At 67.8% G+C, this 24,842-nt stretch carries 30 protein-coding genes; 4 read left to right on the top strand and 26 right to left on the bottom strand.

The window, feature by feature from the left end:
• Nucleotides 1-4: 4 nt before the first annotated feature.
• Entirely contained in the window at nt 5-1,207 is a 1,203-nt protein-coding gene (locus HNQ73_RS15545) for a DNA circularization N-terminal domain-containing protein (RefSeq protein WP_183335885.1), read from the bottom strand.
• Nucleotides 1,208-1,317: 110 nt separating this feature from the next.
• Between HNQ73_RS15545 and HNQ73_RS15540 the strand changes: the two genes are divergently transcribed.
• On the top strand, nt 1,318-1,620 hold the full coding sequence (locus HNQ73_RS15540; RefSeq protein WP_183335883.1) for a hypothetical protein: 303 nt from the start codon (nt 1,318-1,320) through the stop codon (nt 1,618-1,620).
• 7 nt (nt 1,621-1,627) lie between these two features.
• Here HNQ73_RS15540 and HNQ73_RS15535 read toward each other — a convergent pair whose 3' ends face one another.
• From HNQ73_RS15535 to HNQ73_RS18110, 25 genes are all read right to left on the bottom strand, one after another.
• Nucleotides 1,628-3,610: a phage tail tape measure protein gene (locus tag HNQ73_RS15535; protein WP_183335881.1), complete on the bottom strand. Its 1,983-nt coding sequence runs from the start codon at nt 3,608-3,610 to the stop codon at nt 1,628-1,630.
• Between the two features lie 71 nt (nt 3,611-3,681).
• Nucleotides 3,682-4,047 (bottom strand): hypothetical protein, encoded by a 366-nt coding sequence (locus tag HNQ73_RS15530; RefSeq protein ID WP_183335879.1) that lies wholly within the window; start codon nt 4,045-4,047, stop codon nt 3,682-3,684.
• Between the two features lie 3 nt (nt 4,048-4,050).
• Nucleotides 4,051-4,419 (bottom strand): phage tail tube protein, encoded by a 369-nt coding sequence (locus HNQ73_RS15525; protein ID WP_183335877.1) that lies wholly within the window; start codon nt 4,417-4,419, stop codon nt 4,051-4,053.
• 74 nt (nt 4,420-4,493) lie between these two features.
• Nucleotides 4,494-6,002 carry a phage tail sheath subtilisin-like domain-containing protein gene (locus tag HNQ73_RS15520; protein ID WP_183335875.1) on the bottom strand — a complete coding sequence of 503 codons (1,509 nt, stop codon included), beginning with the start codon at nt 6,000-6,002 and terminating at the stop codon, nt 4,494-4,496.
• A gap of 9 nt (nt 6,003-6,011) precedes the next feature.
• On the bottom strand, nt 6,012-6,221 hold the full coding sequence (locus HNQ73_RS15515; protein ID WP_183335866.1) for a hypothetical protein: 210 nt from the start codon (nt 6,219-6,221) through the stop codon (nt 6,012-6,014).
• A gap of 9 nt (nt 6,222-6,230) precedes the next feature.
• The gene (locus HNQ73_RS15510; protein ID WP_183335864.1) at nt 6,231-7,007 is read right to left on the bottom strand and encodes a hypothetical protein; all 777 of its coding nucleotides are present in this window, start codon (nt 7,005-7,007) and stop codon (nt 6,231-6,233) included.
• A gap of 18 nt (nt 7,008-7,025) precedes the next feature.
• Complete coding sequence (locus HNQ73_RS15505; RefSeq protein WP_183335862.1) at nt 7,026-7,427, bottom strand: hypothetical protein; 402 nt, start codon at nt 7,425-7,427, stop codon at nt 7,026-7,028.
• A 4-nt stretch (nt 7,428-7,431) separates the two neighbouring features.
• Nucleotides 7,432-7,767, bottom strand: a complete 336-nt coding sequence (locus tag HNQ73_RS15500) for a DUF2190 family protein (RefSeq protein ID WP_183335860.1) — start codon at nt 7,765-7,767, stop codon at nt 7,432-7,434.
• A gap of 78 nt (nt 7,768-7,845) precedes the next feature.
• The gene (locus tag HNQ73_RS15495; RefSeq protein ID WP_183335858.1) at nt 7,846-9,906 is read right to left on the bottom strand and encodes a prohead protease/major capsid protein fusion protein; all 2,061 of its coding nucleotides are present in this window, start codon (nt 9,904-9,906) and stop codon (nt 7,846-7,848) included.
• The gene (locus HNQ73_RS15490; protein ID WP_183335856.1) at nt 9,857-11,380 is read right to left on the bottom strand and encodes a phage portal protein; all 1,524 of its coding nucleotides are present in this window, start codon (nt 11,378-11,380) and stop codon (nt 9,857-9,859) included. The genes HNQ73_RS15495 and HNQ73_RS15490 overlap by 50 nt, the downstream gene beginning before the upstream one ends.
• A 3-nt stretch (nt 11,381-11,383) precedes the next feature.
• Nucleotides 11,384-11,581, bottom strand: a complete 198-nt coding sequence (locus HNQ73_RS15485; protein ID WP_183335854.1) for a phage head-tail joining protein — start codon at nt 11,579-11,581, stop codon at nt 11,384-11,386.
• Nucleotides 11,581-13,539, bottom strand: a complete 1,959-nt coding sequence (locus tag HNQ73_RS15480) for a terminase gpA endonuclease subunit (RefSeq protein ID WP_244650245.1) — start codon at nt 13,537-13,539, stop codon at nt 11,581-11,583. The genes HNQ73_RS15485 and HNQ73_RS15480 overlap by 1 nt, the downstream gene beginning before the upstream one ends.
• Nucleotides 13,540-13,625: 86 nt before the next feature.
• Nucleotides 13,626-14,234: an ArsR family transcriptional regulator gene (locus tag HNQ73_RS15475; RefSeq protein WP_183335850.1), complete on the bottom strand. Its 609-nt coding sequence runs from the start codon at nt 14,232-14,234 to the stop codon at nt 13,626-13,628.
• 111 nt (nt 14,235-14,345) lie between these two features.
• Nucleotides 14,346-14,939 (bottom strand): phage tail protein, encoded by a 594-nt coding sequence (locus tag HNQ73_RS15470; protein WP_183335848.1) that lies wholly within the window; start codon nt 14,937-14,939, stop codon nt 14,346-14,348.
• Entirely contained in the window at nt 14,936-15,112 is a 177-nt protein-coding gene (locus HNQ73_RS15465) for a hypothetical protein (RefSeq protein WP_183335846.1), read from the bottom strand. Before HNQ73_RS15465 ends, HNQ73_RS15470 begins: the two co-directional genes overlap by 4 nt.
• Before the next feature lie 118 nt (nt 15,113-15,230).
• Nucleotides 15,231-16,109: a hypothetical protein gene (locus HNQ73_RS15460; RefSeq protein ID WP_183335844.1), complete on the bottom strand. Its 879-nt coding sequence runs from the start codon at nt 16,107-16,109 to the stop codon at nt 15,231-15,233.
• A 338-nt stretch (nt 16,110-16,447) separates the two neighbouring features.
• Complete coding sequence (locus tag HNQ73_RS15455) at nt 16,448-18,211, bottom strand: DNA primase family protein (RefSeq protein ID WP_183335842.1); 1,764 nt, start codon at nt 18,209-18,211, stop codon at nt 16,448-16,450.
• Nucleotides 18,212-18,283: 72 nt separating this feature from the next.
• A complete protein-coding gene (locus HNQ73_RS15450) occupies nt 18,284-19,081 on the bottom strand; it encodes a phage antirepressor N-terminal domain-containing protein (RefSeq protein ID WP_244650249.1) in 798 nt (265 codons plus the stop codon).
• 2 nt (nt 19,082-19,083) lie between these two features.
• Nucleotides 19,084-19,698 carry a hypothetical protein gene (locus tag HNQ73_RS15445; protein WP_183335838.1) on the bottom strand — a complete coding sequence of 205 codons (615 nt, stop codon included), beginning with the start codon at nt 19,696-19,698 and terminating at the stop codon, nt 19,084-19,086.
• A complete protein-coding gene (locus HNQ73_RS15440) occupies nt 19,698-20,237 on the bottom strand; it encodes a GcrA family cell cycle regulator (protein ID WP_183335836.1) in 540 nt (179 codons plus the stop codon). The genes HNQ73_RS15445 and HNQ73_RS15440 overlap by 1 nt, the downstream gene beginning before the upstream one ends.
• Complete coding sequence (locus HNQ73_RS15435) at nt 20,234-20,818, bottom strand: class I SAM-dependent methyltransferase (RefSeq protein ID WP_183335834.1); 585 nt, start codon at nt 20,816-20,818, stop codon at nt 20,234-20,236. The genes HNQ73_RS15440 and HNQ73_RS15435 overlap by 4 nt, the downstream gene beginning before the upstream one ends.
• Nucleotides 20,815-22,020, bottom strand: coding sequence for a DUF7146 domain-containing protein (locus tag HNQ73_RS15430; protein ID WP_183335832.1), 1,206 nt, complete (start codon nt 22,018-22,020; stop codon nt 20,815-20,817). The genes HNQ73_RS15435 and HNQ73_RS15430 overlap by 4 nt, the downstream gene beginning before the upstream one ends.
• A complete protein-coding gene (locus HNQ73_RS15425) occupies nt 22,020-22,217 on the bottom strand; it encodes a hypothetical protein (protein WP_183335830.1) in 198 nt (65 codons plus the stop codon). The genes HNQ73_RS15430 and HNQ73_RS15425 overlap by 1 nt, the downstream gene beginning before the upstream one ends.
• Nucleotide 22,218: 1 nt before the next feature.
• Nucleotides 22,219-22,704 (bottom strand): phage regulatory CII family protein, encoded by a 486-nt coding sequence (locus HNQ73_RS15420; RefSeq protein WP_183335828.1) that lies wholly within the window; start codon nt 22,702-22,704, stop codon nt 22,219-22,221.
• Nucleotides 22,705-22,769: 65 nt separating this feature from the next.
• Nucleotides 22,770-22,904: a hypothetical protein gene (locus tag HNQ73_RS18110; protein ID WP_276513683.1), complete on the bottom strand. Its 135-nt coding sequence runs from the start codon at nt 22,902-22,904 to the stop codon at nt 22,770-22,772.
• Nucleotides 22,905-23,193: 289 nt separating this feature from the next.
• On the opposite strand from HNQ73_RS18110, the gene HNQ73_RS15415 reads away from it, so the two are divergent.
• From HNQ73_RS15415 to HNQ73_RS15405, 3 genes are all read left to right on the top strand, one after another.
• Nucleotides 23,194-24,042, top strand: coding sequence for a helix-turn-helix domain-containing protein (locus tag HNQ73_RS15415; RefSeq protein WP_183335827.1), 849 nt, complete (start codon nt 23,194-23,196; stop codon nt 24,040-24,042).
• 420 nt (nt 24,043-24,462) lie between these two features.
• Complete coding sequence (locus HNQ73_RS15410) at nt 24,463-24,708, top strand: hypothetical protein (RefSeq protein ID WP_183335825.1); 246 nt, start codon at nt 24,463-24,465, stop codon at nt 24,706-24,708.
• Nucleotides 24,705-24,842: a hypothetical protein gene (locus HNQ73_RS15405; RefSeq protein WP_183335823.1), complete on the top strand. Its 138-nt coding sequence runs from the start codon at nt 24,705-24,707 to the stop codon at nt 24,840-24,842. Before HNQ73_RS15410 ends, HNQ73_RS15405 begins: the two co-directional genes overlap by 4 nt.

Raw genomic sequence — 24,842 nt, 5'->3', positions numbered from 1 at the left:
GACCTCATTTGCCGAGTGCCTCAAAGCGCTCAGGCATGAAGGATGGATGCGCGACACGGTTGCGCCGCACGAGATCACCGGCCCGCTTCGGATCGCCGTAAAGGCGCCAGGCGTGCCACAGCGACGGCAGCGAACGCGGCACCGAGACCGTGACGATGGGCGCGAGATCGGCGATCTGCCGCGACAGCAGGTCGATGGCGCGGCCACGCATATCCTCGCTGGCGAGATACAGGGCGGCATAAGGCGCGCCCGTCATGTCCGCCTGTTCGCGCTCGATCAACTCGGCGAGCTCGGCGCGCGCCGTGATCGCGTTCCGACGCCCGTCGAACTGCCGCCGCGTGGTCGCCTCGACCATAGCTGCCAGTGCAGCTAGCCGCAGCACGAGCCCGGTGACGCGGCGGTTCGTGGCCGCCGCCCTCTCCCCGTCCGTGCGAGGCGTCTCCGCCGCGGGACGCGCATCGACGATCTCGCGGAAGGCCCCGACAGCGGCATCGGCGCCGAGACCGTCGCCGAGGTCTCGCGCAATCGAGAAGATACGCTCGGCCACCGCAGGCGCAGCGCCCGCCTCCCGCGTGATAAGGGCCGGCGCCTCGTCGTACAGGGCCGCGATGGCATCGCGCGCCGGCGCACTCACACTCGGGTCGACCGGCTGCGTGGTGCGCACTACCTCCAGCGTCGCCGCCGCCTCTTGCGCGGCATCGACGGCGGCGTCGACGGCGTAATCGGGGCGGCCGCGCACGTCCACCAACCCGCCATAGGTCCCACCGATGATGCCGGCCAGCGCGTCGACAGCGTTGAAGACCTGCTGCGCCAGATAGGCAACGCTCGCGATCGCGACCGTCGCCCCCTCCCGCACGAATTCAAGGTCATAGGCGACATAGCCGGCACGGTCCCGCTCGCGCGCGCGGCGGAAGTCGACACAACGGGCCGTCAGCGGCCCGTGCATCGGCAACACGAGGACGGCCGGCCCCCGGGTGCGGCAGGCCGCGGCGAGCGCCGCAGCCTCCGCATCGGCCATGTCGGAGACGAGGTATGCCGTCACGCTGAAGAACGCGGCCTTTTGGCCGAGATCCTCGTTGAACGGCTCGTCGCGCATCGGAAACTCGTGCGTGACGATGCGCCGGCCACCTCGCTCCTCGTCGGCCTCCACCCAGAAAGGCACGCCGCGAAACGAGGCCGGGAAAAGCGCCCGTGACCAGTCCCTCATCGCTCAGTTGCTCCTCACGACCTTCTCGCCGCTAGACCTGCCCCGCGGCTCTGAGGCATGTTCTGCTTTGGGGCGCGGCGACAGGGTTGCGCCGTTGACGGGGGATAGACATGCCAGAAGCGATTATTGGCGCCGCGGCCATTGGCCTTGTGCTGTCGCTCCTCGGTTTCTCGTTCATCATCACAGCGCCGACCTTGGGCCTCGGCCTCATCGCCTGCCTCTTCGCCATGACAGGCGCCGCAGCGGCGCATATGGGTGGACTGGCCGGCGCCATTATTGGCGCGATCCTGATCATTGGCAGCGCGCTTTGCGCCGGCCTGGCCGCCATCGCGTCCCGCGGGGATCGCACGCGCGAGGCCCTGCAGAAGATCGCTGCCTCGATCGAGGCCAATCGGGCCGGCAATCCTCAGTGAAGCTTCGCTAGCCTCCTGCGTCCGGCGACGACAGCCCGGTCGACCCCGGCCCGACCGGGCTCATCTGCGGCGAAACCCGGATGTGCCCGACCTCCTCACGGATGACCTGCCGCACCTGCGCCCGGAAGAGATCGGTGTTGAGCGTAAGCTCGATCTCGTTGACAACACGGGCATGGCCCTCGAGCTCGGCCTTGATCGGCCCGCCATCGCCGATGAGAGGCACGCCCATCTTCGCGCCGAAGGCCCCGAATCCCGGCCCCTCCATTGTGCTGGCGCCGGAAAGCCCCTCCATCCCGGGCCCGGCGCCGATGGCTTTCGCTCCCTTCCAGCCCTTGCCCTGCGCCGAAGCGCCGAAAGGCTGCCAGACGCTTAGGCTCATGCCGCGCCGCGCCATCCACTCCCCTTGCAGGCGCTCGAACTCGCGCTGCAGGTCGTAGATGCGGCGGCTCTCCTCCTCACCCATGGCGGAAGAGAAGGCGGCGAGCCGCTTGTCGCCCAGCGATGAGCGGCCATAGAGCAGCTCATCCAGCATGTCCTCGCGCGCCTTGTCGGATCGGCCCTCCGCATTGCGCCGGCCTTCGCGCAGGGCGGCATCCACACTGAGCGATTTCTCGTAGGCGTCGACGAGGCCGGCGAGACCGCGGCTGAAATCGATTCCCGTCTTTTCAAATACCCAGGCATCGAAGGCAGCGGCCTTCTTTCTCTCTTCCTCCACCCACTTCTTCGTGCCGCCTGCATCGCCCGAGGCTTCGGTGTCAGCCGCTGCGATTTGCCGGCGCTTCTCGAGAATACGATCGAGCCGATCGAACCCGTCAACGAGTTCTTCGATGCTCTCCGCCAACCCCTTCAGCAGGCTGCCCGCGCCCATGCTGACGGCGCCGGCTCCGACGGCATTGACGAACCGGTCCCACGAGTTCGACAGCGTCTGCAGTTTAGCCGCTGTGGTGCCAAGCACCATGTTGAGATCGCGATCGACCGTGCCGCTCGCCTGGCCGATGGCACCGGCGAGCTTCTGCCACTCGCCGCGCATCGACAGGAGCGCCCGCACGCCGCGTGCGAACTCCTGATCGTTGATCACCTTCGGAAGTTGCGACAGGTCGCCCTTGATCGCCTTCCAGGTGGCGTCCTCGAAGACCTCGATGAGGTTGCGCCCCTCCTTGCTCCCCTTCTTCAGGGCTGCCTCGAGGTTCACCCCCATCTTGGCGAAGCGCTTGCGCGTCTCCTCCGACCACATCTTCTGCAGGATGTTGTTCATGGAGGCCGCCGCTTCCTCCGCTGAGCCGGCGCCCTTGCGGACGATCTGCAGCATGGCGACCAGTTCGGAGAGCCCCTTCGTCCCTTCCATGCCGATGGCCTTCGCCGCCGGCGCCAGCGATGGCAGGTAGCGGGCCATGTCCTTCAGCTCGAACTGCCCGGCCTTGCCGCCCTCGGCCATGATGTCGAAGGCCTTCTGCATCTCGGCCGCGCCGACCTTCAGGTGCGTGCCGACGGCGTCGGCCGAGCGGGCGATGTCGTCCACCTCGGCGCCGGCCGCCTGCGCTGTCTTGGCGACGGACGGCAACAGGGTGCGGATCTCCTCCATCGACCGGCCCTGCGCGGCAAGCGCGTCTGCACCGGCCACGATCTGATCCATGGGCATAGCGAGCTCGCCTGCCATCCGGCGGGCCTCGCCCGTGAACTGCTGCATGTCCTCCCGCGATGCTTCGGCCGTGATGCCGACGCGCGTCATCTTCAGCTCGAGCTCGGCGAAGCTCCGCACCGCCCGGGTCGTGCCATAGGCGAGTGCGGCCGGCCCTAGGACGCGACCGAGAGCCACCATGCCGGCCGTCATCGCCCGCGCCGCCCTATCGTGCAGCAACATCGTGCGGCCGACACCACGCGCCGCGCGATCGAGCCCGGCGAGCTTGCGGGAGACGGACGCAAAGGCGGCACCCGTGCGGTCCGACGCCGAGATGATGGCGGCAGCCTCTAGCGTGCGGGCCCTCGTCATGGATCATTTCCCCTTGCGGCGCTTGTGCCACTCGGCTGCCCGCGCGCCCCACGCGCAGATTTCGTCGAGCGTCAGACGCTGGACTGTCCCGGCATCCCAGCCGAGCCCGAAGACGAGGCCGTCGGCGACGGCTCCGACGCCTCGGGTTCGCGAAAAAAATCGAGGATCGCGTCCCTCACCTTCCGGGAATCGGCGAGGCCGAGGAGGCTGAGTGCGTGCACCTTGTCCTGGTCGACCATGAGCCGCCGCGCATACTCGCGCACGGTCGGATAGTCCACGTTGCGGAAGTAGATGCCGCTCCTGGCATATCCCTCGGCGTAGGGTTCGCCGAGTTCCATGTATTCCGCGAAGGTGGGCGGTCGCAGGGCGATTTCCCGCAGATGCTGGTCGTGCCAGAGCACTGGCTCGGCGAGCGTGATGGTGGTCGTCCTGCTCATCGATTAGCCTCGCGACTTGCGATAGGCGCGAGCGAGGCCCTGAATGCCGGTTACCTCGCCGGTGCCCCGGTCGACAGACGGCCGGCCCGTGAAGATCGCTCCGGTCCAGGTGTGCACGACACCCGTGTGATCCTCGATGCACGAGATGTTGTAGGGGCCGTTGCGCATGACGGCGTCCCAGTCGACATCGGCCGCGTCCTCGAAGGTCGGCTCGAAGCCGTAGCCGGAGGGCTTGTGCGAGGCGGACACGGAGTTGTCCTGGTTCACTATGCCCTCAACTTCCGTGTTGGATGGGGTCGTCTTGATGGCGGCGCGCAGCACCAGGGGCGCGCCGTTGTAGGTGAAACGCATTTCGCCGCCGAAGCTGGCCATGGCGCCGGTCTCCCGTTGCGGATGGTGGAAAAAGTTGGCCGGCCTCAAAGGCCCGGCCCGGTCAGCATCGTCCGTCAGGTGCGGACGTACTGCTGATAGATGGTCGCGTTGGCAGCAAGGATATCGAGCGGGTTCACGCGATCGAGCGGCGCGAACACGTCGACCCTGTTGGGATTCTCCGCATTGCGCCGCACGTCGAGCCGCCTGACGAACTCGGGCGCGTTCTCGAACACACCGCGCTGCACCAGCGCCTCGTAGGCGTGCACGAAGGACCCCTTGATGTCCTTCGGCGTCGTGATCGCCGCGAGGTTGCCGGGGTTATCGTCGGCGAGCGCCTTCTGTCCCTGCTCGTTGGCGAGCACCGTCCGGATGTAGGACAGGCCGCCCGACACCTGGAACAGCGCCTGGATGTCGCGGAAGGTGGAATCCGGCTGCCCACTTGGGCCGAGGCGGTAGGTCGTCACCAGCTTGTCGATTGCTACCTTGCCATCCGCCGTCACCTTCCAGGTCGAGATCCCGGACTTGGTGAGCGTGTTGCGTGCCGAATAGCCCCACCAGGTGCTGCGGTCGCGCGGAGGGGCAAGCCCCTCGACGACGAGGCCCGTCTGGTTGCGCGAGACATTTCCGGTGACGATATCCGCCAGCCAGGGCAGCACCCGCGCCGCAAAGCCGGCTGCCCACAGCCAGGACGGCTGCGGGGAGCCGGCAAGCCGCGGGATGATCGTCACGTGCCGGTCGTTGCGCCCGAGGCCGAGCGTCGACTGCGACGCGGTGTTGCCGGTATTGCTGCACATCACGTGGCCGTAGCTCTGTCGCATCCACGACCACCGGCCCGACACATCCGACAGTGCCGTGCCGTAGGCGTCCAGAGAGGTCGCATCCGACCACGGGCTGACGATCATGTCGGCGGGCTCGTCTCCGAGGGCTGCCAGCGCCGCGGCAAGAGACGGGGTGCCAGCGGCGGCCGTACCCGTCGCGACTGTGAGCGCGCCAGACGTGGCGAAAAAGTTGCCCGAGACCGTCGTCGGCACGAAGATGTCAACCTCGGCCATGATCGCGCCCTTGTGGCGCGAGGTGACGGTCACGACCTCCGAGGCCGCCGAGGCCGTCACGGGCAGCATGGCGCCCGTCAGGTCATTGTAGTAGCCGTTGATCGCTGCCGCGAGCGCGGCCGCCACGTCGGCCGCGGCATCGCCCGGCGCGATCGTCACCGACAGCCTCTCACCGCAGATGTCGATGATGCCGACGCCGCCGGTGGCCGGCGGCGAGCCCACGGTCAGGGTCCATGTCGGTGCTGTACCGGTCTCGGGCACGGGCACGATCCAGATCTCCTGCGCCGGCGCGTTGGCCGCGGCGATGCGGTACATCTCCCGAAGCATCGAGCCGGGCCCGGCCAGGGCGTCCGCCTCCGACAGCGACGTGACGACGGACGGCGTGTTGTCAGCGAGCGAGCCCCCGCTCGTCTTGTGGCCGAAGAGGACGAGGCGCGAAACGCTGTCGTACCAGCCTGCGCTATTGACCTCGAAGGCAAAGAGCGGCGCGACCAGCCCCGAGCCGGGGATGAAGTTGAAACCGATGCTCATGGCAGTTCCTCAGCGTTTCGTCTTGGAGGCTGGCGCCTTCTCGGCGCCCTCGTCCGGCAGACCCGCCTCGACGATCGATCCGTCGGCGAGGCACGCCATCCAGAAGGGGTCGTCGGCATCGACCATCGTCCCCTCCGCCGGGAACAGGCGAAAGTCGCGGTCGGGCATGGGGAGCTTGCTCGCCGGGTCGGCGAGACGCGCAAAGATGCGGCGGGCCATTGGTCGTCCTCACGTTGCGCCAGGCACACGGGCGCGAAGGTCATAATCCTCCGCGGTCGGCATGCGGCCGATGCCCGCGAAGATGTCGACGGCCTCGAGCGGCACGAGGCCGGGCGGCGTCGGCACCAGTCCGGCGACGCGGTCGCAGATCCTGCGGCCATAGCTGCCCTCGGGCAGCGCCTCGGCAACGGTGCGCAGCGGCTCGGGCAATCCGGCAGACTGCCCCGGTGCCGGCCATTCCGTGGTTTTGACCTGCACCGAGAACGAGATGGTTCGGAAGGCGAGCCGCGTCGTCTTCTCCGCATCGCGCAGCGGCACCGATTCGACGGACCGCACTTCCATCGCGATGCGCCGATAAAGTGCCGCCGACGGGGCCGGCTGTCGGGCGTCCAGGATATATCGCACCTGCGCCTCGAGCACGTCGAGCAGCGCCTCGTGCTCCGGATCGGTCGGGCCGACGTCAGCAACCCCGACCGTGTCTGTACTGCCGTCCGGCAGGTCGATGAGGACCGTACCGCGAGCGGCGATCAGTGCCTCGACGACAAGCGTGACTAGGACCTCGTCCGGCCTGTGCCGACCGCTCCCCCACGGCGTGCCCTTGTCCTCCTCTGTGTAGACGAGGAGCACCGGGCGCGGCTTGTCCGGTACGAGCTGGTCGATGGGCACCTGCCGACTGTCGTAGACGAGGGAGCCCGCCAGCGTCGGGTAGGGACCGGTCGCCTCGTAGGCGGCGGGGCAGAGCGCCTCCACGGCGGCGAGCCGCAGGGCGAGACGATGAAGGCTCATTGGTCCCCCTCGCCGCGTTCACGTGGTCCGCAGGACGCGGCAGTGTATCCGCCCCATGGCATCAGGAGGCGCATTGGCGACGCGCCACGTGACACCATCGGAGAGGCGCACGAGCACATCGCCCTCGCGCACGTCGAGTGCCGGCCCCGCCTGGTTGCGCGGGTCGATCTCGACAATGGGGTCGCCTGTCACAATGCCAGGCCGCTTGTCGGTGCGCTGGTCGTAGGCATCGGGCACAGAGAGCGTGGTCAGGGCATCGCGAAAGATGCCCACCACCTCTCGCTCCGGCCGCTCCGGGTCAGGCCCGGGCGCGCTGTTGACGCCGGCGCGCCGCATCGGCATGAGGCGCCACCGCTCGCCGAAAACGCGCTGCTGCACCCGCTCTGCTGCAGCGTCGAGCCGCGCATAGAGCGAGGCCATGGCGCTAGACGCCCGCCTGGCGCAGCAGCACGTTGCCGACGGTCGCGGCGCTAGCTGCCGCCGCGGCTGCGTACCCGATGAACACGTTGTCCGTCGCCGTGACGGTCACGTACCTGCTGGTGTCGTTCCAGTAGAGCTTAGCACCTTCGGTCCAGGCGGATCCCGTAGCCTTGGGCAGCGTGAACACACCGGAGACCTTGCCCTCGAAGGGCTCGCCGGCGTCGGCGGACGCAACGGCGACGACGAGCAGGGCACCGATGAGATAGGCGCCGCCAGACACGACGCCGCCGGCGGGCGCGGTGAACGTCAGCGTATCGCCGACTTGGACGAAGTTCTTCATGGCCGTTCTCCATAACGACGAAGGCCACCCGGAGGTGGCCTTTCGTCGGATGTCTCAGCAGCGGGGCGTGTTCCGCGATCAGGAAACGCCCGGGTTCTTGTAGAAGCCGCGGTAGTCGATGGCTTTCGCACCGAAGTCGAGGCGGCCCTTGATTTCGATGCCATCCACCTCGAAGCCCATGCGCTCCTCGGTGTAGAGCCCCTCCTCGCCCTCGAGATAGGCGTATTCGATCGTATCCCACTGTGCAGGGTCGACCGCCATGAACCACGGCACGGTGCCGCTGGCGGGCTTCAGGCGCTGCTCGATGATGAGGTCCATCGCATTCTGGTAGACGTTGACGTCGCCAGTCTTGGTCGCCGTCACTGACGCGAGCAGCTTCTGCGCCGCCACCTTGTACTTCGGCGGCACGATCAGGAACCGGGGCCGCAGGTTCATCGGTTTGCCGGCAGCATCCTTCTGCTCACCGATCGCGATCTCGGCAGCCTCCACCGTGGCCTCAGATGGCGCGCCGCCCGAGGAGGCGAGGTTGTTGTGGTCCGTGTGGAAGAGGGCCTTTCCGTCGCTCATCTGCGGATTGCTCATGAGAATGTCCCACACGAGGTCATTCTCGAGCTCCGCGGCAGCGCGACCGAACAGGCTCGGCAGACGGTCGAACGCACCGAGATCGTCATTGATGAGCGTCTGGCGCGTGATCGCGATGATCCGGCCATAGGTCGCGATCGAGTACCGCTCCACCGACTCCGACAGGGAGGCGTAGGTGTACTCGCCGCCCTCGCGGACCCTCTGGAACTCCGGCATGCCGGCGAGCTGGACGATGGCCCGTTCCTTGAAGTCGGGCGCATTGGACTGCCTGCAGAGAGGCCGCCACGTTTGCGGCGCCGCACGGTAGGCGTCGCGCAGCCGCTTTGACGCGACGTTCGCGAGCAGGTTCGGGAAGTCGGAGGTCGACATCATGCCTGCGGCTCGCGTCAGCCCAAGCAGGACTCCAGCGAGCTCACGCTTCGAGAGACCGCGCAGGCGGACACCATGCGTGTCCTCAACGAAAGCGCGCCCCATCTCGAGCAGCGACATACCGCGCCATTCGCGCGCGGCCGCGACCAGCGTTCGCGACGCTTCGTCGTTCGTCACGATCGCTTGGGGGTTCGCACGCAGCGCCACGGCCGCCTCGATGGCGCGGCGCAGGGTATCGCCCTCGTCGGTGACGACCTGCGTGCGCGGCGAAATCCGCGTCTTCTCGGCGCGCTGGGCGACCTCCTCGAGCACCAGCTCGCGAACCCGGTCGAGCGGCGTGCCCTCGGCGATGTGCCGGCTCGCAAAATCCGCCGGCATGTCGTGGCGCTGCGCAAGAGCCGTGATCTCCGCGCTGCGCTTGCGCTCAGCCTCGATCGCAGCAGCGGCACGCTTCTCCGCATCCTCCGTCGCCACCGGCGACGGCGCGGTACGCTCAGCGATGGGAGCGGGCTCGCTGCCCGCCGTGGAATCGACGCGCTCAGGCATCGCAGGCTCCTCCTGAATGACGGGCTCGGCCCGGGTGATGAATTCGACAGGGAAAACGGCGGTACTCTGGGACCGAACCTGCGCCCCGGCGTCCGCCGGTACTGTGACGAAGGAGATTTCGTGGGGCGTCCAGCGCTCCACGATGCGCTTCTCGACATCGCCGACCTTCTCGGGCGGGATGACGCGGACCTTGTCCACCGAGTAACCGACCGACACGTTGCGGATGATCCCTTCGGAGACCATCGCGAACATCCGGTCTGCGCGCTCATCGACGCCCTTCGACGGGAAGCGGATGGTGGCGCGCCCTTGCCCACCCTCAATCCAGGCGCGATCGACCACGCCGACCTGCGCGAAGGTGCTCCACATCGAATGGCTGTCGAGCGCAGGACCGCCCGCGTTCAGCCGGGACAGGTCCACCGCATCGCGGCTGACGACAAGAATTTCATCGAACGGCACCGGGGTATCCCAGCCTGTCCACCGCCTGCGCCGGACGGCCGCGCCCGTGGTGAACACGACTTCTACGGTGCGCGCCTCGGCGTCTGCCGAGGACACCGGCGCGACCCGGACCTGCATCGGCAGGGTGGCCGGCATCTCAACCAGATTGCTCTGCCGCATCGGCTTCATCCTTCGCAGATGGGTCATCACTGGACGGGGCCCCCTTGACGCCGTGCGCGCCTCGTCGTGGGTCGGTGTCGAGCACGACCTTTTTCTCGTCCAGAGACCGCTGCCAGGAAGCGACCTCGTCGAGCTGCTGGTCCGGATCGAACCCCCACGCGGCCACGAACTGAGGCCACGTCATCCTCCCCGAGCGGACAGCGAGAATGTCCGCCTGCATGTCCTTGAGCGGGTCGATCGGCTCCCAGCCGGGCATGATCCACTCGACGGGATAACCTCCGACCCGACGGGGCAGCGCCCCCGCGTCCATGGCCGCCTCGGCAAAGGCCTCGGCGAGAGGATCGAGAAGCATGGGCACCAGTGTCAGGTGCTGGAACTTCTCGATGAACCGCTTGAAGCCCCGGTCCCCCGCCTTGAGCGACGAATAGTTTGCCTGCCGGAGGTCGCCGGTCATCTGGTCGTAGGTGAGGCCCGCCCCGGCGGCGAGCGTCATCCAGGTGTTGATGAGCACGGAATCGAAGGCCAGCGACGACGAGGGAGACACGACGCCGATCTCCTCGCCCTGGTCGAGATAGTTCACCGTTCCCGGCGAGAGCGTTTCAATCCGTCGCGACCCGCCGCGACCGCCCGGTTCGTGACGGACCGAGGAACCAATGGATCGCACGGGATCGGTCGTCTTGACGAAGACCGACAGGCAAGCCTCGACGCGCGCCTTGACGGTGATTGCCTCCTCGAGATCGGCGACATCGCGCCCTTTGAGCAGCACGGGTGCCACCCACGGCACGCCGCGCCCCTGCCCGATCCTCAGTTTGCGGTAGACGTGCAGGATATCCCTGGCTGGCACCCGCACGGACGGCCGATGCAGACCGCCGGCGGCACCTGGATGCTCGGGCAGCAGCCAGTAGGCCACGCGCTTACCGTCCCGCTGGTATTCGATGCCCTGATCGATGATGCCATCAGTCGTCACGCGCAGCTGATCGCGGGCGCCGTCGAGGTGATCGGGCTCGAGCAGCTGGATTTCGAGAGGCACCTTGCGCCCTGCGGCAGGGCTCACCGGCACCTTGCGGATGAGAACCTCGCCAGCCTCGACGATGGTCCCGACCGCGAGGGAGATGAGGCCGTTGATGTCGAGCTGCTGCTCGAAATCGCAGCTCTTGCCCCATTCCCGCCAGAGCCTGGCCGCCCGCTGGTCAAGCGAAGCGTTCCCCGTCTTGAATCGCGGCACGATCCCGTAGCCGACGGCATAGCTGTCGACCACCTCGCGGATCCGCGGCCCCCACCACGTGTTGCGCATCACGTCGCGCGAACGCGCGCGCAGACGCGGCAGGCTGCCCTTGATGGCCGCATTCGCCGACGCGTTCGTAGCGCGCCAGTTCTCGGTGCGCCTGCCCATGTGCGCGCCGTCATAGACGCGCACCTCGCTGAGCACCTTGCGCGCAAACTCCCGGCGCAATCCTGCCTCAGGCGCGAAGAATGAGATGGTCCGGTCGATGATGTTCACAGCCTACCACCTCAGATGAGCGACGACGGAGGTCCGCTCGTCGCGGCGTCCGGCAAGCTCGTCCTCGATCTGCCGGAGGATCGAGCGCATCTCTTCGAGCGACCGGTAGGTGACCTCTCGGCCGTCGGCGTACCGGACTTTCGACGCGCCGAGGACAATGGCCTCGCGCAGGGCATCGCGATCCGCTTCAGTCCAGGCCATCAGCGTTTCATCCAGTCCTTGTTAGGCTTGATCCAGCCGTCCCCCTCGGGCTCGGAGGGCGTGCCCGGCGTGGCGGTTTCAGGAGGCCGCACCACCTCCGCGGGCTCAGGCGATGCCGACCGCGCTGTGAAGAGGTCGAATTTGGACAGTTCGTCGGGAAGACCGCGAGCCCGTGCCAGGGCCGCCCAGTCCTGCGGCGTCATGGTGGATAGGCCGAGATATTCGGCCAGCGCCATGTTGTAGACGCGGCAGTCGAGCAGGTGGTTGTTGCCCGTGTCGACCCACCGCCGGCCGGCAACCCGGCCGCGCACGATCACGTCCTCCAGTCGCTCGTCCGTCAGCTGTTTGAAATACGCCTCGTCCAGCCACGCTCCGAAGTGGCAGTAGCCCGGCGGGTTGGCCGGCTGGCCCGACATGACGCCTTGTAGCTGCAGGTCAGCGTAGAACGAGCCCTTTAGGGGCCACGTCCCCACCGGCCATAGCTTGGCGCCCTGCTTGACCCTGTGCCCATCGAGGTCGATGTCCACGAGCTTCGGTGTGCCGATGGCCGGGTGCCCCCAGCCATCGCGGCCATCGACCGCGAGGATGAGATCGCGGCCGGTGTCCGGGTGCAGGCGCTGGTTGTTGCGCACCCAGGCATAGACCACGTGCGAGCGATAGCCGGCGTCGACAGCAAGCGCATCGAGGCGCCTCGGTCGATCCCACGCATCCCGGAAGGTCCGGTCAATCGTCGCCGCGCGCAGTCTCTGGAACGCCTCGCCCATCGGATGTGACGTGTCGCCGTCGAGATAGTCGACATCGACGGTCCACGTCTGCCGGTCCGCGCCGACGGCGATGATCTCTAGCCAGATGCCGCGCATCTGCACGTCGGCTGCCGCGACGAGCAGCAGCCCACCGGCAGGCACGCGACCGCGCCGCACCTCTGGGTCGCGGCGGGCCATGAGCTTCTCGTAGTCGGGCGCGTCCCCCCGGAAGCGGAACGGCCTGCCGAGGGTCAGGTTCGTGAAGTCTTTGCGCCCCTTCTCGCCGCGCTTCTCGGCCTTGATCTTGTCCTCGGCAATCGCCTCGTAGCTCATCATCAGCGAGATGAAGGCATCGATGTGAAAGCCGGGGTGCCGGTCCGGCCCGGGGGCCGTCGGCCGCCAATGGCACAGGCCGGACTTGAGCGCCGCCACTCGCTCGGTTTCGGTGATCCCATGACCGCAGTGGTCGCACAGGTAGACCGAGCGATGCGGGCGCGCCTCATCCACCTGGAAGCGGTCCGGATTGTGCGTGAAGAACGCTCCGCACTCCGGGCACGGCAGGAAGTAGAAACGCTGGTCAGACCGCTTGAACGAGCGGTCGATGCGGCAGTGCCCCGCAGCCTCGCCCAGCTCGTCTCCGGTGTCGATTTCCGGAGTCGAGATTTCGAGGATCTTGTAGCTCTTGAGGCGCCGAAATGCCGTGAAACGCCCCTCGAACAGCGTCTCCGGGTCACCGAAGCCGGGGATGTCCTGCCATTTGGACAGCTCGTCCTTGATGCCCTTCTTCGCGGTCTTGGACGACAGATCCATGACGGAGTTGGCATTGCCGAGCCACAAGCGGCCGCCAGGGAATACCTTCTCGTAGGTCGTCGACCCCGCACCGGAGCGCGAGGTCTGCTCCGCGATCACGGTCCGCTTGATGTGCTTGTGCCAGGCTCGAATGAGCGGCTGCAGCTTTGCGGAGTTGAGGTCGCGCAGCATGTCGATGCCCGGAGCCACATAGAGTGTGTTGGCCGGCTCGCGGTCGGCGATGTACAGACACCAGCCGAGGGCGAGGATCGACGCACCCGTCTGCTGCGACTTGCGGACAGTGACCAGGTTGCAGGGATGATCGTCACACAGGCAGTCGGCGATCTCCTCCAGGTACGGCGCGTTCGCCAGGCTCCACAGCTCACCGGCGTGCGGACCGTCGACCAGCACGATGTTCTCGGCCATCCACTTCGACAGAGGCACCGGCTTCGGAGGCCGGATCGCGCGAGAAAACCCACCGGCGACGATCACCGCAGCATCGGGATGTCCTGTCATGGCTCGACCGGTTCGGCTTCAGTCTCGTCTTCGCGCCGCCGGGACACCACCAGCTTGTCGAGCTCGTTCGCGATGCTCTCGCGCATGCCGTTCGCGAGGCCCTTCAGAGCCACGCGGAGCCCGTGCGTCCCCTCGCGCGCGACAGCTGCGGCGAGGTCGTCGGCGGCCGCCGGCAGACGGTCAATGATGCGGGCAATGGCAGCGCCGCTCTCGGCGACCGCATGCTCCACCTCGTCCACGCGGACGAGCTTGCCTTTCAGCTCCTCGACTTCAAGGCGGCGGCGCTCAGCCTCGTGCCAGGTCTTCTGGCGGAGGGCCTCGTCGTAGCTCTCGCTGGGCGCCGTCTGCGGCACGTCCGCTTGTCGCGGCGCCTGTGCCTTGGACGGGTCGCCGTAGCGTCCCCGAAGGTGGTCGTACTCCGCGACGTTGAGTGCGACGACGCGGCCCTGCGCATCACGCTCCACCGAGAGGCCATGCTTCTCGACGAGTTCCTTGACCTTCTTGGAAACCGCCTGCTTGGACACCCCATCCCGATCCGCCACCTGGCGGACCGTCCACATGACGGCACGCGGGGCGTCAACCGGGGTTGTCGGCGTCGTCAACATCGTCAACCCTGATTTTCGACCTGCCTCACTGGCAAAAATTCGCGGGCAGCGCACCCGTGGGGCCCTCCCCGGCGGGAAGGACCCGTGAAACATACGCCGCGAAGCTCCCCGTCAGACCCCGTGCCGCGCCTTCACGCGGTCGATCTCACGGCCGATCTCATGCAGAGCCAACGGCAGGATGACTTCGTTGATCTTGTCGGAAATGGCCTTGGTGGCCTCGGGCGTGAAGTCGGTCTTCCGGGCGTTGAGCAGGGGCCGCGGCACCGAAGGGCCATAGAGCTGCTTGATGGGCAGGCGCTTCTTGGACCTGCGAGCGAAGATGCTGATGTGCCCGTTGGGCATCCGAGCGATGAAAGCCCCACGGTGCAGCCCCCAGCGCCCTGCCACGACGCCGCTCGGCAGCAGGAACGGCTTGCCGCCAGCTGCCTCGGCATAGCGGAACAGCGTGAGGTAGCGCCCCGACACGGTCAGCGTTGCCACCGGTCGTGCGGCGGACGCGTGGAAGACCACCGTCGCCCGGCGCACGTAGGCATAGGGCAGCTGCGCGCTCTTTGAGATGTGGCGCACCCACTGCGTTCGGGCTTGAGCGATGGCCTTGTTGATGGCCCGGGCGTAGGCCGCATTGCGGCGCTCCGCCGGAACGAGATCGCGAAACGCGCGCTCGAGGTTGTCGAACGTGTCGGCCACACGGATCGTGACGCTCATCGCCTCAGCCTCGCCCTCGCCGCCGCGACCTTCTGCGCGAGCGCCTGCGAGGCGTCCTGCGCTGCGCTGCGGGCGACGAAACGCAGCTCGTCGAGTGCGCGCCCGCCATCACCGCGCACAAGGGCATGGGCGGATCGGCCGAGGGCCGCGCGGCGTTCGGCGCAGCGGCACATGCTCGCCTCCTCAGCTGGCGGCCCCCAACGCAAAAACCCCGCGCGGGTGTCCCGGCGGGGTTCGTCAATTTGAGACCTTTTCGTCTGTCCCGACCTATCGCCAAACAAAGGTCGCGCGTCAAGCCCCCTGCTTCGCTCGCCGCGGGCGTTTGGCCCTCACTTCCTTGTCCGGCAATGGTTTCAGAAGACTATCAAGGACACGCTGGCCGGGGCGCCCCACCTCCCACGGGCGGTGCGGGCGAGGCGAAGGACGCACATCGATCGATTCGAGCTGGCCAGAAAGCTCCTCGGTCAGCAGGTCGAGCGCCGCCCGCCACACCTCATACTCTGCGCGCTCGACGAGCCCTGGCACCGGATCGGGAACAAGGTGGGTTTTCTGGTACGCGCCCGGGCGAGGGCGGCGGCGCGTGTAGCTGAAGCCGTCCACCTCGACGACGCGCGCAACGCGCTGCCCGCCGAAGGCTTCCTCCCAGATCGTCTCCTTCACGAACCAGGCGGGCTGTCCGGTCTTCCCGCGGCGCACCACCTCAACGACCGGCACCTCCATTTCCCAGTCCGGGCACCCGCCGAGGATGGCGTGCTTCTCCACGAGCCGGCGCGGCGTGCGCCGGAGACGGCGGCGATTTTGCTCGTCGACGATGGTCGCGGCGTCGATCGCGCGGGCAATCGCCTCCCGGCCGAGGTCGCCGAGGTCGCCGAGGTCCACCATGGGGTTCCAGTCGTCGGGCAGCTCGATTTCGAGGTCATCGAGCGCTCGCACCCGCTCGAAGATGGCGATGGCGTCCGCATGCGGGCCGTTGGAGGAGAGGAGATCAGGCACGACGCCGAAGCTGTTGTCGTCAATCACCGTGAGCAGTTCGACGAAGGACTCGACGCTGCTCCATGCGGCACTCATCCCTCGCGCAAGCCCGGCCCGCGCCGGCGCGGCCTTCGGCAACTCGTCCCGGTAGGCCCACCGCAGCACAGCCTCGATATCCATCACCCGCTTTGCCGTCATTGCCGCCGCTCCTTTGTCATCAGGGAGGCAAGGGACGCTAGGGAGGATCGCAGGGAGGCACCATGCGCAGGTTCTTACTTCCCTAAACCCTTGCACTCTTTCCTCTTTTTTCCTTTCGGTTCGCTTTCAGGGAAGGTAGGGAGGCAAGAGTGTCGTGATGCGTAAGAACGAAACCCGCTCATAACCCTGATGAGCGCCAGCCTCTCACGCGCGTCCGCCCGGATTGCCTCCCTAGCCTCCCTACCGTCCTAACCCGTTGATCTCCCTCGCCCTCCCCGAGGGAGGCAGCCGAGCCGCGCGCCCGCCAGCCTCCCTAGCCTCCCTCGGCAAGGCGCGCCTCAGCCCTCGCTGTCCCCGCCATGGGTGTGCGAGGGCGGCCGGTATTCGTCCTTGATGCGCAGGCCGCGGTAGAGGCTCATGCCCATCGACTTCGCCTTGCGGAATCCGAATGCCGCGGCCTTGAGCGGCAGGTTGCGGTTGAATGTCGTCGGTCCCCAGGCATTGAAGCCGGCCCGCTCGCAGAACACCTTGAACGAGGCGTGCGCCTCGCCCGGCGTCATCACGTCGGTGTCCTCACCGGTGACGATGCAGGCCTCGCGCACCCAGGCGCTCACCGGGTCCGATTCCTCGCGGTATTCGTCCGTGGCCGCCCGCACGGCCTCCGGGATGCCCAGCCCCTCCTGCAGGTAAGAGAGCGCGCCCGCAATGAGCCAGTTGAGGATACCGGCCCGCTCAGCCCACAGCTTGTCCGGCAGCGAGCGGTCGATGTCCTCCTTGGGAATCTGCACGAGGAACGGCACCAGCAGCACGCGCCGCCAGATGCCGTCGTCCGTGCCCTTGATGGTCGGCTTGTGATTGCCTGACACGACCAGCTTGAAGGTGGGGTACACCTCCACGAAGTCTCGGTGCAGATGGCGCACCAGGATGGGCTCGCCCGAGGTGAGCGATTTCACCATCGCCTCGCGAAATTGCATCGATTGCTCCGGCTCGCTCGCGCGCACAAGCCGCGTGCCCGGCAAACGGGCAAGCTCGGGCGTCGCCTCGGACCCCTTGCGGCGGTCCTCGCCCGCCAGCGTCTCGAAGGGCACGGATGCAGCATAGTCGCCGAGCAGCCGGCAGATGAGGTCCACGAGGGTCGACTTGCCGTTGCGCCCCTGCCCGTAGAGGAAGACGAAGACCTGCTCGCCCGTCAGGGCCGTCAGCGCATAGCCCAGGTAGCGCTGCATGAAGGCGCGCACCTCGTCGTCCGGCAGCACCGTCTCGATGAAGCGCAGGAAGTTCGGGCACTCCGCCGCGTCGTCATAGGCCACCGGGATCAGCTTGGAGATGAGATCTTCCCGCCGGTGCGGGTCGAGCCGCACGGTCCAGATGGCCTGCTTGCCCTCGCCCTGCCGGACGAGGCGCAACGTGCCGTTGTGGCAATTGATGGCGAGAGGGTCGGCGTCGAGTTCGGAGACGGATTTCGCGACATAGACAGCCGCCTCCTTGAGCATGTTGTCGATCTTTCCAGACGAGGCCGAGGTCTTGGCATAGCGCACGCGCCTGGCGCGCCGCTCCGAGATTGCCTTGGCCACCTCGGCGCCGAGCCCCACGATCTCTCCGAGGCGCAGCAGCTCCAGTTCCTCCTCGGGCGCGCGCTGGCGGCCGAGTTTCTTCAGCCTAGTATACCGCGGCATCACCTCCTCGGCCGCTGCGATGGCCGCCTGCTCCTCCTCGGTCGGCTCGACCAGCGTCGCCTCAAGGCGGATCTCCTCCACCGTCCTGTGCGCCAGGGGGCGAATGCTCGCTCCCTCCACGTCCTCGGCCCACCGCCGCCCGTCGTAAACGTGGAAGCCGATGCGCATCACGGAGATGACGTCGTTTCGGTAGCGGTGCAGAAAGCGCCGGGCATTGCCAATGTCCGTCTCCGGCTCGGCAGCGCAGCGGCGCACCAGCTCCCAGTCCACCGGATCAGGCACAAGCTCCGGCGGCTCGCCGCCGCCCACGCCTCGATCCCCGCCGCCGGGTGTGCGAGGGCCGCCGCCATCGCCGGTGGGCGCAATGTCCACCGGCTCCGCGTTCTCCACGATCTCGGCAATGGTGCGCAACGGGTCATCGGTCATGCCGGACTCCGCCAGTTCGGCGATCGCTGGGCGCGACAGACGCGGGTGACGTGGCAAGCAGCCAGCATCCGCTCACTCCGCTCGTTCGCCCGCCGCGACAACCGGCCGGATATTGAGATAGACCGAGCGGCCCATGGACTTCCGCTTCGCGAATCCGATGCTCGCAAAGCGCGTCAGGAAGCTCCGCTCGCCAAGGTTTTCGAGCCCCCGGGCCGTACAGAAGGCCGAGTATGCCTGCCACAGCGCCGCAGCCGGCGTTGAAACACCCGGCGCACGCTCAATGCCATCGACCGCAAACTGCGCGACGGAATCCGTCGGCTCGCCGATTCTCCCAGTTGCGGCAGCTGCCTCAAGCTCGGGCACCCACGGCAAGCCGATCACCCGCCAGATGGCGAGCGCGGCTTCAGTCCCGCGCGTGAGGCGCGCCTCTCGTACCAGCCGCACCGCTTGGCTGAAATCGGGATGGCCAGGCAAAAGGACGCGGCGGAAAGGGGGCGCCTCGTCCGGCCCCTGCCCCTCGGCTCCTTGGCCGAAAAAGCGGTCGTATAACACGCGATGGCATTCACGCTTGTAGGCGACGACCTTCTCGCGCAGTTCCGGTTTCACGCGCCTTTCGTCGAGGCCGAACAGAAAGCCAGGGATAAAATCGAGCGGTAGGCAGACGGTGTCCTGCGCCCCCCCAGGCGAAGGTATTGCCATGATGGAAATACCTTTAGACAGGACCGCGTCGCGCTGGAGACGCCTGTACTGGGCTCCCCAGCTGAGGCCGAGCCGCTCCGCGATTGGCTTAACGGCAATGAAGACGGCGCCATCGTCATCAACGGCCCAGATGACGTCGCCACGGAAGTCGACAGGGATGACCTTCTGCATGGTCACGCCCCTACCTCCGCGCGCGGCACGGGGCGCGGCGCTCGCGGACCGCCCATCGCCTTCTCTCGCATCCGCCGCTCGGCGTCGGCCTCAAGACCGCGCTCTGCATGCTCGGCGATCAACCGCGATACTGAATCGATGACCTTGTTGATGCCGCCCAGCGCGGCACGCAGATCTTGGTTATCGACCTGGCGGACGATAGCGGAGCCCGCCGTGACGAGGCCGTTGATGTCGGCCACAGCCTCGCAAATTGCGACAAAGCAGTCGTAGACGAGAAGATCAGGCGGGCACGCGTCAGCGCGCGCCGAGACGGGATACGTCATGGCCGGTGCTCCGTTCACTGAGCCCGGCTGCCAGCTTCCACCCTGGTGGCCGGGCAACGGTGGGTTGGAAGACCGATCCAGCCGCACGGAGCGCACGGCGTTCACGGCGGGCCCACAGGCCCCCCGCCGCGCCCGACCATAGGGATGCGCCAAAGAAAAACGCGCCCAAAACAGACGGTCGTCATTGGCGCGTCGGACGCGCTCCGTTGTGCGGCTGTCGCGGCTTCCACCCCACGACAACGCCAGGACGGTGCGCTGATTTGCGTTGGCAGTCAAGATGGCTGTCTCGCTCATCACAGCCCCCCCCACGCGATCTGCTGGGGCCGGCGCCGTGCCACGTCCTTCTGTTTGCGCTTGAGCTTCCGCTCCTGCCGCGCTTCCAGCGGCACATAGCAAAGCCGCGTATGCTCCTCGCAGTAGGGCGAGCAGCCGTCCGAGAACATGCCCGGCTTGTACAGCCGCGGCGCGCCGCAGTAGCGGATGGCACGCCCGTCCCCGATGGGAAACCGGCAGTGCTCCGGCAAGAGGTCGATGAGGCCGACACCGATCTCCGAGAACGGCTCGCGGGCCGGCTCCATCTGCAGCGCCGGCAGCTCCACGGGGAGCGCCTTCTTCCGCTCCCGCCGCGCCCGCGCCTTGCGGGCCCTTGCCGCCGCCATCACCGCCTTTCGCGCCGGGCTGCGCAGCATCTCCGCCCGCTGCTCGGGCGGCACATGGCGAAACCAGATGCCGATGACGGCATTCTTCGTCTTGCCGTAGCGCGCGGCCAGCGCAGCGGCGCTCTCCCGTCCATAGGCGGCGACAATGGCATCCCGGATTGCCGGGTCCGTCATGGCTCCCTCCACGACATGCGCATGAGCTCGACGGGGCTTCCAGCCGGCCGGGGCTTGGCGGAAAACACGAACCAGGCGAAGGGCGCGCCCGCGCCCCTCAGGCGGTTGCCCGTCCAGCCTTCACGGTGCATGGCCGGCAGGCGCTCGATGCCCGCCCATACGCGCACGAGATGCCGGTCGATGAGGTCGGAGCGCCCCGCTCCCTCGATCGCCATGAGGCGCAGCAGCACGATCACGGTCGGAACCAGCGTCAGCCCGTGCCGGATGAAGGCGTCCGCCAGCTTGTAGGGAGGGTTCGTCACGATGCAGTCGCAGCCCTCCGGCGCCTGGCGCTCCAGCAGGAAGTCGACGGGCGTCACGATTCCCGGGTCGGCGCCGGGGTGCGGCACGAGGTCGAATGCCACCACCTCGTGTCCGGCCGCTGCCAGCTCGCGCGCAATGGCGCCGCGGCCTGCGCACGGCTCCCAGATCCGCGGCGGCAGGGGCTGAACACGCAGCAGCGCCCGGGTCGCCTCCGGCGGCGTCTCGTAAAGGTCATCCTTGCGCTCGGCCAGCGCGTGCCTGTCCGCGCCCTGTCTCATCCCGCCACCTCCTCGAGCAGCAGGTCATTGAAGTCCGCCCCCTCCGGCGCCCAGGCGTTGCGGATGGTGAGGCCCGGCCGCGCGTAGCGGGCCGCGCCCCGCAGCAGCGCACACTCGGTGAGGAAGCGCTCGGAATCGCCGTCGCCGAGCTGCACCAGCTCCGTCACGCTATCCTGCAGCGGGATGCCCGGCTGGCTCATGTCCGGAACCGGGCCGGGCACGAGCACGGAGCGCTCGCGCCCTGCCCTGTCCGCGCGCGTCAGCGCGGGGTGCGGCACCGTGCCGGCGTGCTGGCCGCCGAGATTGCCGAGGTCGATGGAGCTCTGGAAAACGGTGGCGCTCAGGTCCTCCCCCTGCGCCAGGAGCGCCTGGCGGACGGACAGCACCGTCTCGATGCCCTCGCCGCGGATCACGCGCCTCGGTCGCGCCTGCGGGCCGAAGGGGCCGGCGAGGTGGATGTGCCCGCCCCGCTTGGAACCGCGCACCTTCTTGACCTTGAGTACCTCGCCCGTCTCGGGGTCGACGATGAGCGCCTTGCCCTTCGGCCGCGACGGGTCCACCCAGGTGATGTGCAGCCCGGCGAAGCGCCAGTCGGGGCCCACGATGCCGGCGAGCATGGCCGGACCCGTATAGATCACGCGCTGCCGCGTCTTGCCCGGCCGTCGCGGATCCGGCTCCTCGCCGTGGTAGTAGGGCATCTCGCGCGCCGCGCGCAGGCGCCCGTCGGGCGGAGGCCTCAGCCCGCGGAGGCGCAGGTATTCCTCGGCCGCCGTGCCGCGGATCGGCTCGGCCCCCTGCCACAGACGAAAGAGGCGCTCCCGCTCCCGCTCGCGCATGATGGCGGCCGTGCGCTCGCGCCGGGCGCGCCGGCGCTCCCGCTCCACCTGCCGGCGCCGCTCCTCCTCGGGGTCAAGCACCTCGGCCCCGCCCAGACAGGCCACGGCAGCGCGGAAGTCGAGCCCCTGCACCCGCTGCACGAGGCGGATCACGTCACCGCCATCGGCACACACGGCGCACACCCAGCGGTCGCCATCCACCTCAAAGCGGCCGGCCGTCCGGCTCTGGCGATTGTCGGAGCAGATCGGGCACGGGCCGATGAGCTTGCTGCCCGAGCGGCGCAGGGTCACCCACCGGCCGGCTACCTCCGCCACCGGGTGGCGGGCGCGGATCTCGTCGAGCTGGGCTTCGGACAGGCGCGCCATCACGCAGCCCTCCGGAAAAGCGCCACCTCAGCCGGGCCCCGCAGGTCCGCCCGGGCCATCGCGGCGGCGAGGCGCTCGGCCCGGATGCCGAGCGCGCGGCAGATGGCGTACCTCGGCCATCCGGCGGCGGCCATGCGCCGTGCGATGCGCCACCGGCGCGGGTGGCGCAGGAAGTGGGCAGTGAAGCGCCGGCACATGTCATTCGCCCCTGGCGGCAACGCCGGCGAGCTTGCGGCGCACACTGGTAAGCGTCTCCATGTGCTCGCCAATGGCGGCTTTCACAGCCTTGGCCTCCCGCGGCGTCACAACACCGTCGGCAAGCGCTGCGCTCAGTTCGCCCGTCACGCGGGCGGCCGTGCCGCTGGTCCTCACGAGGTCATGCACAAGGCAGCCCGTGTCACCATTGTCGGCCATCGGCACGAGCTGATGGCTGGAAAGCGAAGCAAGCCAACGCGAGACGACAGGCCGCTGCGTCGTGAACTCGAGCAGGACGACCACGTCGAGCGGCGGCAGGTCCCTGTAGGCGTCCCCCTGCCAGCGGCTGATGGAGCCGCGCGAATAGCCGGTGAGCTGCTCCACGCGCTCCGGCCCCGTCGAGCCGGGCACGGCACAGGCCGCGACGAGCTCGCGGATCGCGCTCTTGATGAGGGTGAAGAGCCCGTCGGGCAAAGCAGCAGCGCTCACGAAAAAAGCTCCTCAGCTTTTTCGTTGGGAAAAAGGCTCAGCAGTGGGACAGTCAGGCGGTCAGATCACGGAGGGCCACGCAGATGCAGCAAACTGGCGACGACCGCGAGCAGCGCATCGAGGCAGCGCGAGAACGCCTGCGCAGCGCTCTCCGGCGCTACGCCCTTGCCAAGGCCGCCGTTGCGGTCATGCGCGAGCATCACGCCCCCTCCCCGGAAGAGGCCGGAGCGGAGACGCGCTCCGCTCCGGCGAAGTTGGCCGGGGGCGGCCGGGAGGAACCGAAGGACGCGGCACATCTGAGGGCCAGGGCAGGTCGTCGGGCCACTGATCAGAAAACCACCGCATGACTTGATCGTACTTTCGCGCCGTGAACGAACTTCCTGACGCGATGCGATCGAGAAAGCGCCAATCCCCGGCCGCCAGGCGCGCAACGGTCGTCGGCTCGATACCGCGGTGCGCAGCAAGCGCCCGAGCGCAGGAGATCAGGTGATGGCGAAGCTCATGTTCCATGGCGACGCCGAGCATAGTAGGATATTTCCTACTTCGTCAAGCGGACACTTCCTACTCGCGTCAACCGCTGGAAAGTCGGATAAATCCGTCATGGGTGAAACGACTTTCCGCAACCGCGTTGCCGACCGGCTGGCCGAGCTTGGGCGCAATCCGTTCGAGGCCGCCCGCCTTGGCGGGCTCGAGCGCTCTTTCATCGTGGACATCCTCACCGGGAAAAAGAAATCCGTTCGAGGCCAGAACCTCTCCAAGCTGGCGAAGGCCCTGGATACGACAGTCGAGTTCCTGCTCGCCGAGCACACAGGAGAGAGCAGCGAGCGTCCCCTCACCCTGTCAAACGCACCCCTCGTCGAGGTCAACGTCGCGGGCACCGTGGAGGCCGGCGCCTTCCGCGAGGCCCCCTGGTTCAGCGACGAAGACAGGCCAGCCTCCATCGTCACCACCCGCGACCGGGACTTTCCAGATGTTCGGCTCGTCGCGTTCGACGTAGGCGGCGACAGCATGAATGCCCTCAAGCCCCGCCCGATCCTGCCCGGTGACCGCATCGTCTGCCTTGACTTTGAGGATCTGCGGGGGCGCTTGCCGCTGCGCGATGGCATGGTCGTCGTCGTGGAGCAGACGCTCGATGGCGGCCACCACCGCGAGTGGTCGGTCAAGCAGATCGAGCTTTACGAGGACCGCACGGAATTCCATCCTCGCTCGCATAACCAACAACATAAGCCGATCGTCGTCCCCCGCGTGCTGGCACGCGATCCGAGCGAAGAAGACCATCGGCAGGTCAGAATCCTCGCGATCGTCCGCCGCATCGAGAATGAGGTGCCTCTTTTCTAGGCGCCCAGCGTCCCTGTCCGGCGGTCGATCATGAAGCCCACGACAACTGCCGCCCGCCCGTCGCATGCCGCGCAGACGAAGGCCGAGCCACGCCAGATCCCGTCCCGGACTACGGACGCCGGCACCGGCACCAATTGCTCTGCGAGACAACTCCTACACCGAAGTTGAGCACACCACTGCCGGTCGTCCGTAGCGGCGCGCCTAGTCCCAAGCGTAAGGCTCTCCATGTCATCCCCACAACAGCCTGACGGAGCCCGAAATCTGACGCCGGCACGAGAACACAACAAGAACGCGTTGCCGCATACCCTCATGCGCGATTCGCAAGGATCAATGCCCATGAGTGGGATTTTTCCTACTTTCCCTATTGACGTGCGGATTTTTCCTACTAGCATCTAGGCCGTCCGACTGACGGAGGGCCTCATGCTCGCAACTACAGCACTCCTCACACCCATCCACGACGCCAAGGCGCAGGACCGCGCGCTCCATGCCGCAGCCACCAATGCGCGGGTCGCCGCCATGGCGCGCGTCATGTACGAGACCGCTCTGCAGCACGGCAGCTGCACGGCGGACGATCTCGCCTGCGCCGGCTTTACCTCCGCCGAGATCATTGAACTGGCTGACGACGCCCGCGCCCTCGCCGGGCTGATCGGACGCGAGGCGGCGTGATGTGGCCCGCCTGCGCCTCTGCGGTCTGGCACCTCCTCTGCCGCGCGCTCTGCGACGCCTTCGAGGTGCTGTGCCTCGCGGCCTTCGTCTCGGCCGTTGGTCTTTGGGCCGGTGCGCTCGGCAAGGGAGGCTGA

This window comes from Chelatococcus composti, assembly GCF_014201415.1.
GTDB classification, from domain to species: domain Bacteria; phylum Pseudomonadota; class Alphaproteobacteria; order Rhizobiales; family Beijerinckiaceae; genus Chelatococcus_A; species Chelatococcus_A composti.
The sequence above is the reverse complement of the archived record's forward strand: the minus strand, read 5'-3'. Positions and strand labels throughout refer to the sequence as shown.

Excerpts from the sequence above, each read along its gene's own strand:
- HNQ73_RS15485 (WP_183335854.1), bottom strand. The coding sequence starts at position 11,581 with ATGGCCTGGACTGAAGCGGATCGCGATGCCCTGCGCGAGGCCATTGTC.
- HNQ73_RS15440 (WP_183335836.1), bottom strand. The coding sequence starts at position 20,237 with ATGACGGACCCGGCAATCCGGGATGCCATTGTCGCCGCCTATGGACGG.
- HNQ73_RS15540 (WP_183335883.1), top strand. The coding sequence starts at position 1,318 with ATGCCAGAAGCGATTATTGGCGCCGCGGCCATTGGCCTTGTGCTGTCG.
- HNQ73_RS15465 (WP_183335846.1), bottom strand. The coding sequence starts at position 15,112 with ATGTGCCGCTGCGCCGAACGCCGCGCGGCCCTCGGCCGATCCGCCCAT.
- HNQ73_RS15425 (WP_183335830.1), bottom strand. The coding sequence starts at position 22,217 with ATGTGCCGGCGCTTCACTGCCCACTTCCTGCGCCACCCGCGCCGGTGG.
- HNQ73_RS15510 (WP_183335864.1), bottom strand. The coding sequence starts at position 7,007 with ATGAGCCTTCATCGTCTCGCCCTGCGGCTCGCCGCCGTGGAGGCGCTC.
- HNQ73_RS15515 (WP_183335866.1), bottom strand. The coding sequence starts at position 6,221 with ATGGCCCGCCGCATCTTTGCGCGTCTCGCCGACCCGGCGAGCAAGCTC.
- HNQ73_RS18110 (WP_276513683.1), bottom strand. The coding sequence starts at position 22,904 with ATGCTCGCGCATGACCGCAACGGCGGCCTTGGCAAGGGCGTAGCGCCG.
- HNQ73_RS15505 (WP_183335862.1), bottom strand. The coding sequence starts at position 7,427 with ATGGCCTCGCTCTATGCGCGGCTCGACGCTGCAGCAGAGCGGGTGCAG.
- HNQ73_RS15545 (WP_183335885.1), bottom strand. The coding sequence starts at position 1,207 with ATGAGGGACTGGTCACGGGCGCTTTTCCCGGCCTCGTTTCGCGGCGTG.
- HNQ73_RS15430 (WP_183335832.1), bottom strand. The coding sequence starts at position 22,020 with ATGGCGCGCCTGTCCGAAGCCCAGCTCGACGAGATCCGCGCCCGCCAC.
- HNQ73_RS15530 (WP_183335879.1), bottom strand. The coding sequence starts at position 4,047 with ATGAGCAGGACGACCACCATCACGCTCGCCGAGCCAGTGCTCTGGCAC.
- HNQ73_RS15535 (WP_183335881.1), bottom strand. The coding sequence starts at position 3,610 with ATGACGAGGGCCCGCACGCTAGAGGCTGCCGCCATCATCTCGGCGTCG.
- HNQ73_RS15480 (WP_244650245.1), bottom strand. The coding sequence starts at position 13,539 with ATGGCCGAGAACATCGTGCTGGTCGACGGTCCGCACGCCGGTGAGCTG.
- HNQ73_RS15525 (WP_183335877.1), bottom strand. The coding sequence starts at position 4,419 with ATGGCCAGCTTCGGCGGCGAAATGCGTTTCACCTACAACGGCGCGCCC.
- HNQ73_RS15455 (WP_183335842.1), bottom strand. The coding sequence starts at position 18,211 with ATGACCGATGACCCGTTGCGCACCATTGCCGAGATCGTGGAGAACGCG.
- HNQ73_RS15435 (WP_183335834.1), bottom strand. The coding sequence starts at position 20,818 with ATGAGACAGGGCGCGGACAGGCACGCGCTGGCCGAGCGCAAGGATGAC.
- HNQ73_RS15445 (WP_183335838.1), bottom strand. The coding sequence starts at position 19,698 with ATGAGCGAGACAGCCATCTTGACTGCCAACGCAAATCAGCGCACCGTC.
- HNQ73_RS15470 (WP_183335848.1), bottom strand. The coding sequence starts at position 14,939 with ATGAGCGTCACGATCCGTGTGGCCGACACGTTCGACAACCTCGAGCGC.
- HNQ73_RS15415 (WP_183335827.1), top strand. The coding sequence starts at position 23,194 with ATGGCGAAGCTCATGTTCCATGGCGACGCCGAGCATAGTAGGATATTT.
- HNQ73_RS15460 (WP_183335844.1), bottom strand. The coding sequence starts at position 16,109 with ATGACGGCAAAGCGGGTGATGGATATCGAGGCTGTGCTGCGGTGGGCC.
- HNQ73_RS15450 (WP_244650249.1), bottom strand. The coding sequence starts at position 19,081 with ATGCAGAAGGTCATCCCTGTCGACTTCCGTGGCGACGTCATCTGGGCC.
- HNQ73_RS15475 (WP_183335850.1), bottom strand. The coding sequence starts at position 14,234 with ATGTTGACGACGCCGACAACCCCGGTTGACGCCCCGCGTGCCGTCATG.
- HNQ73_RS15500 (WP_183335860.1), bottom strand. The coding sequence starts at position 7,767 with ATGAAGAACTTCGTCCAAGTCGGCGATACGCTGACGTTCACCGCGCCC.
- HNQ73_RS15520 (WP_183335875.1), bottom strand. The coding sequence starts at position 6,002 with ATGAGCATCGGTTTCAACTTCATCCCCGGCTCGGGGCTGGTCGCGCCG.
- HNQ73_RS15410 (WP_183335825.1), top strand. The coding sequence starts at position 24,463 with ATGCTCGCAACTACAGCACTCCTCACACCCATCCACGACGCCAAGGCG.
- HNQ73_RS15495 (WP_183335858.1), bottom strand. The coding sequence starts at position 9,906 with ATGACCCATCTGCGAAGGATGAAGCCGATGCGGCAGAGCAATCTGGTT.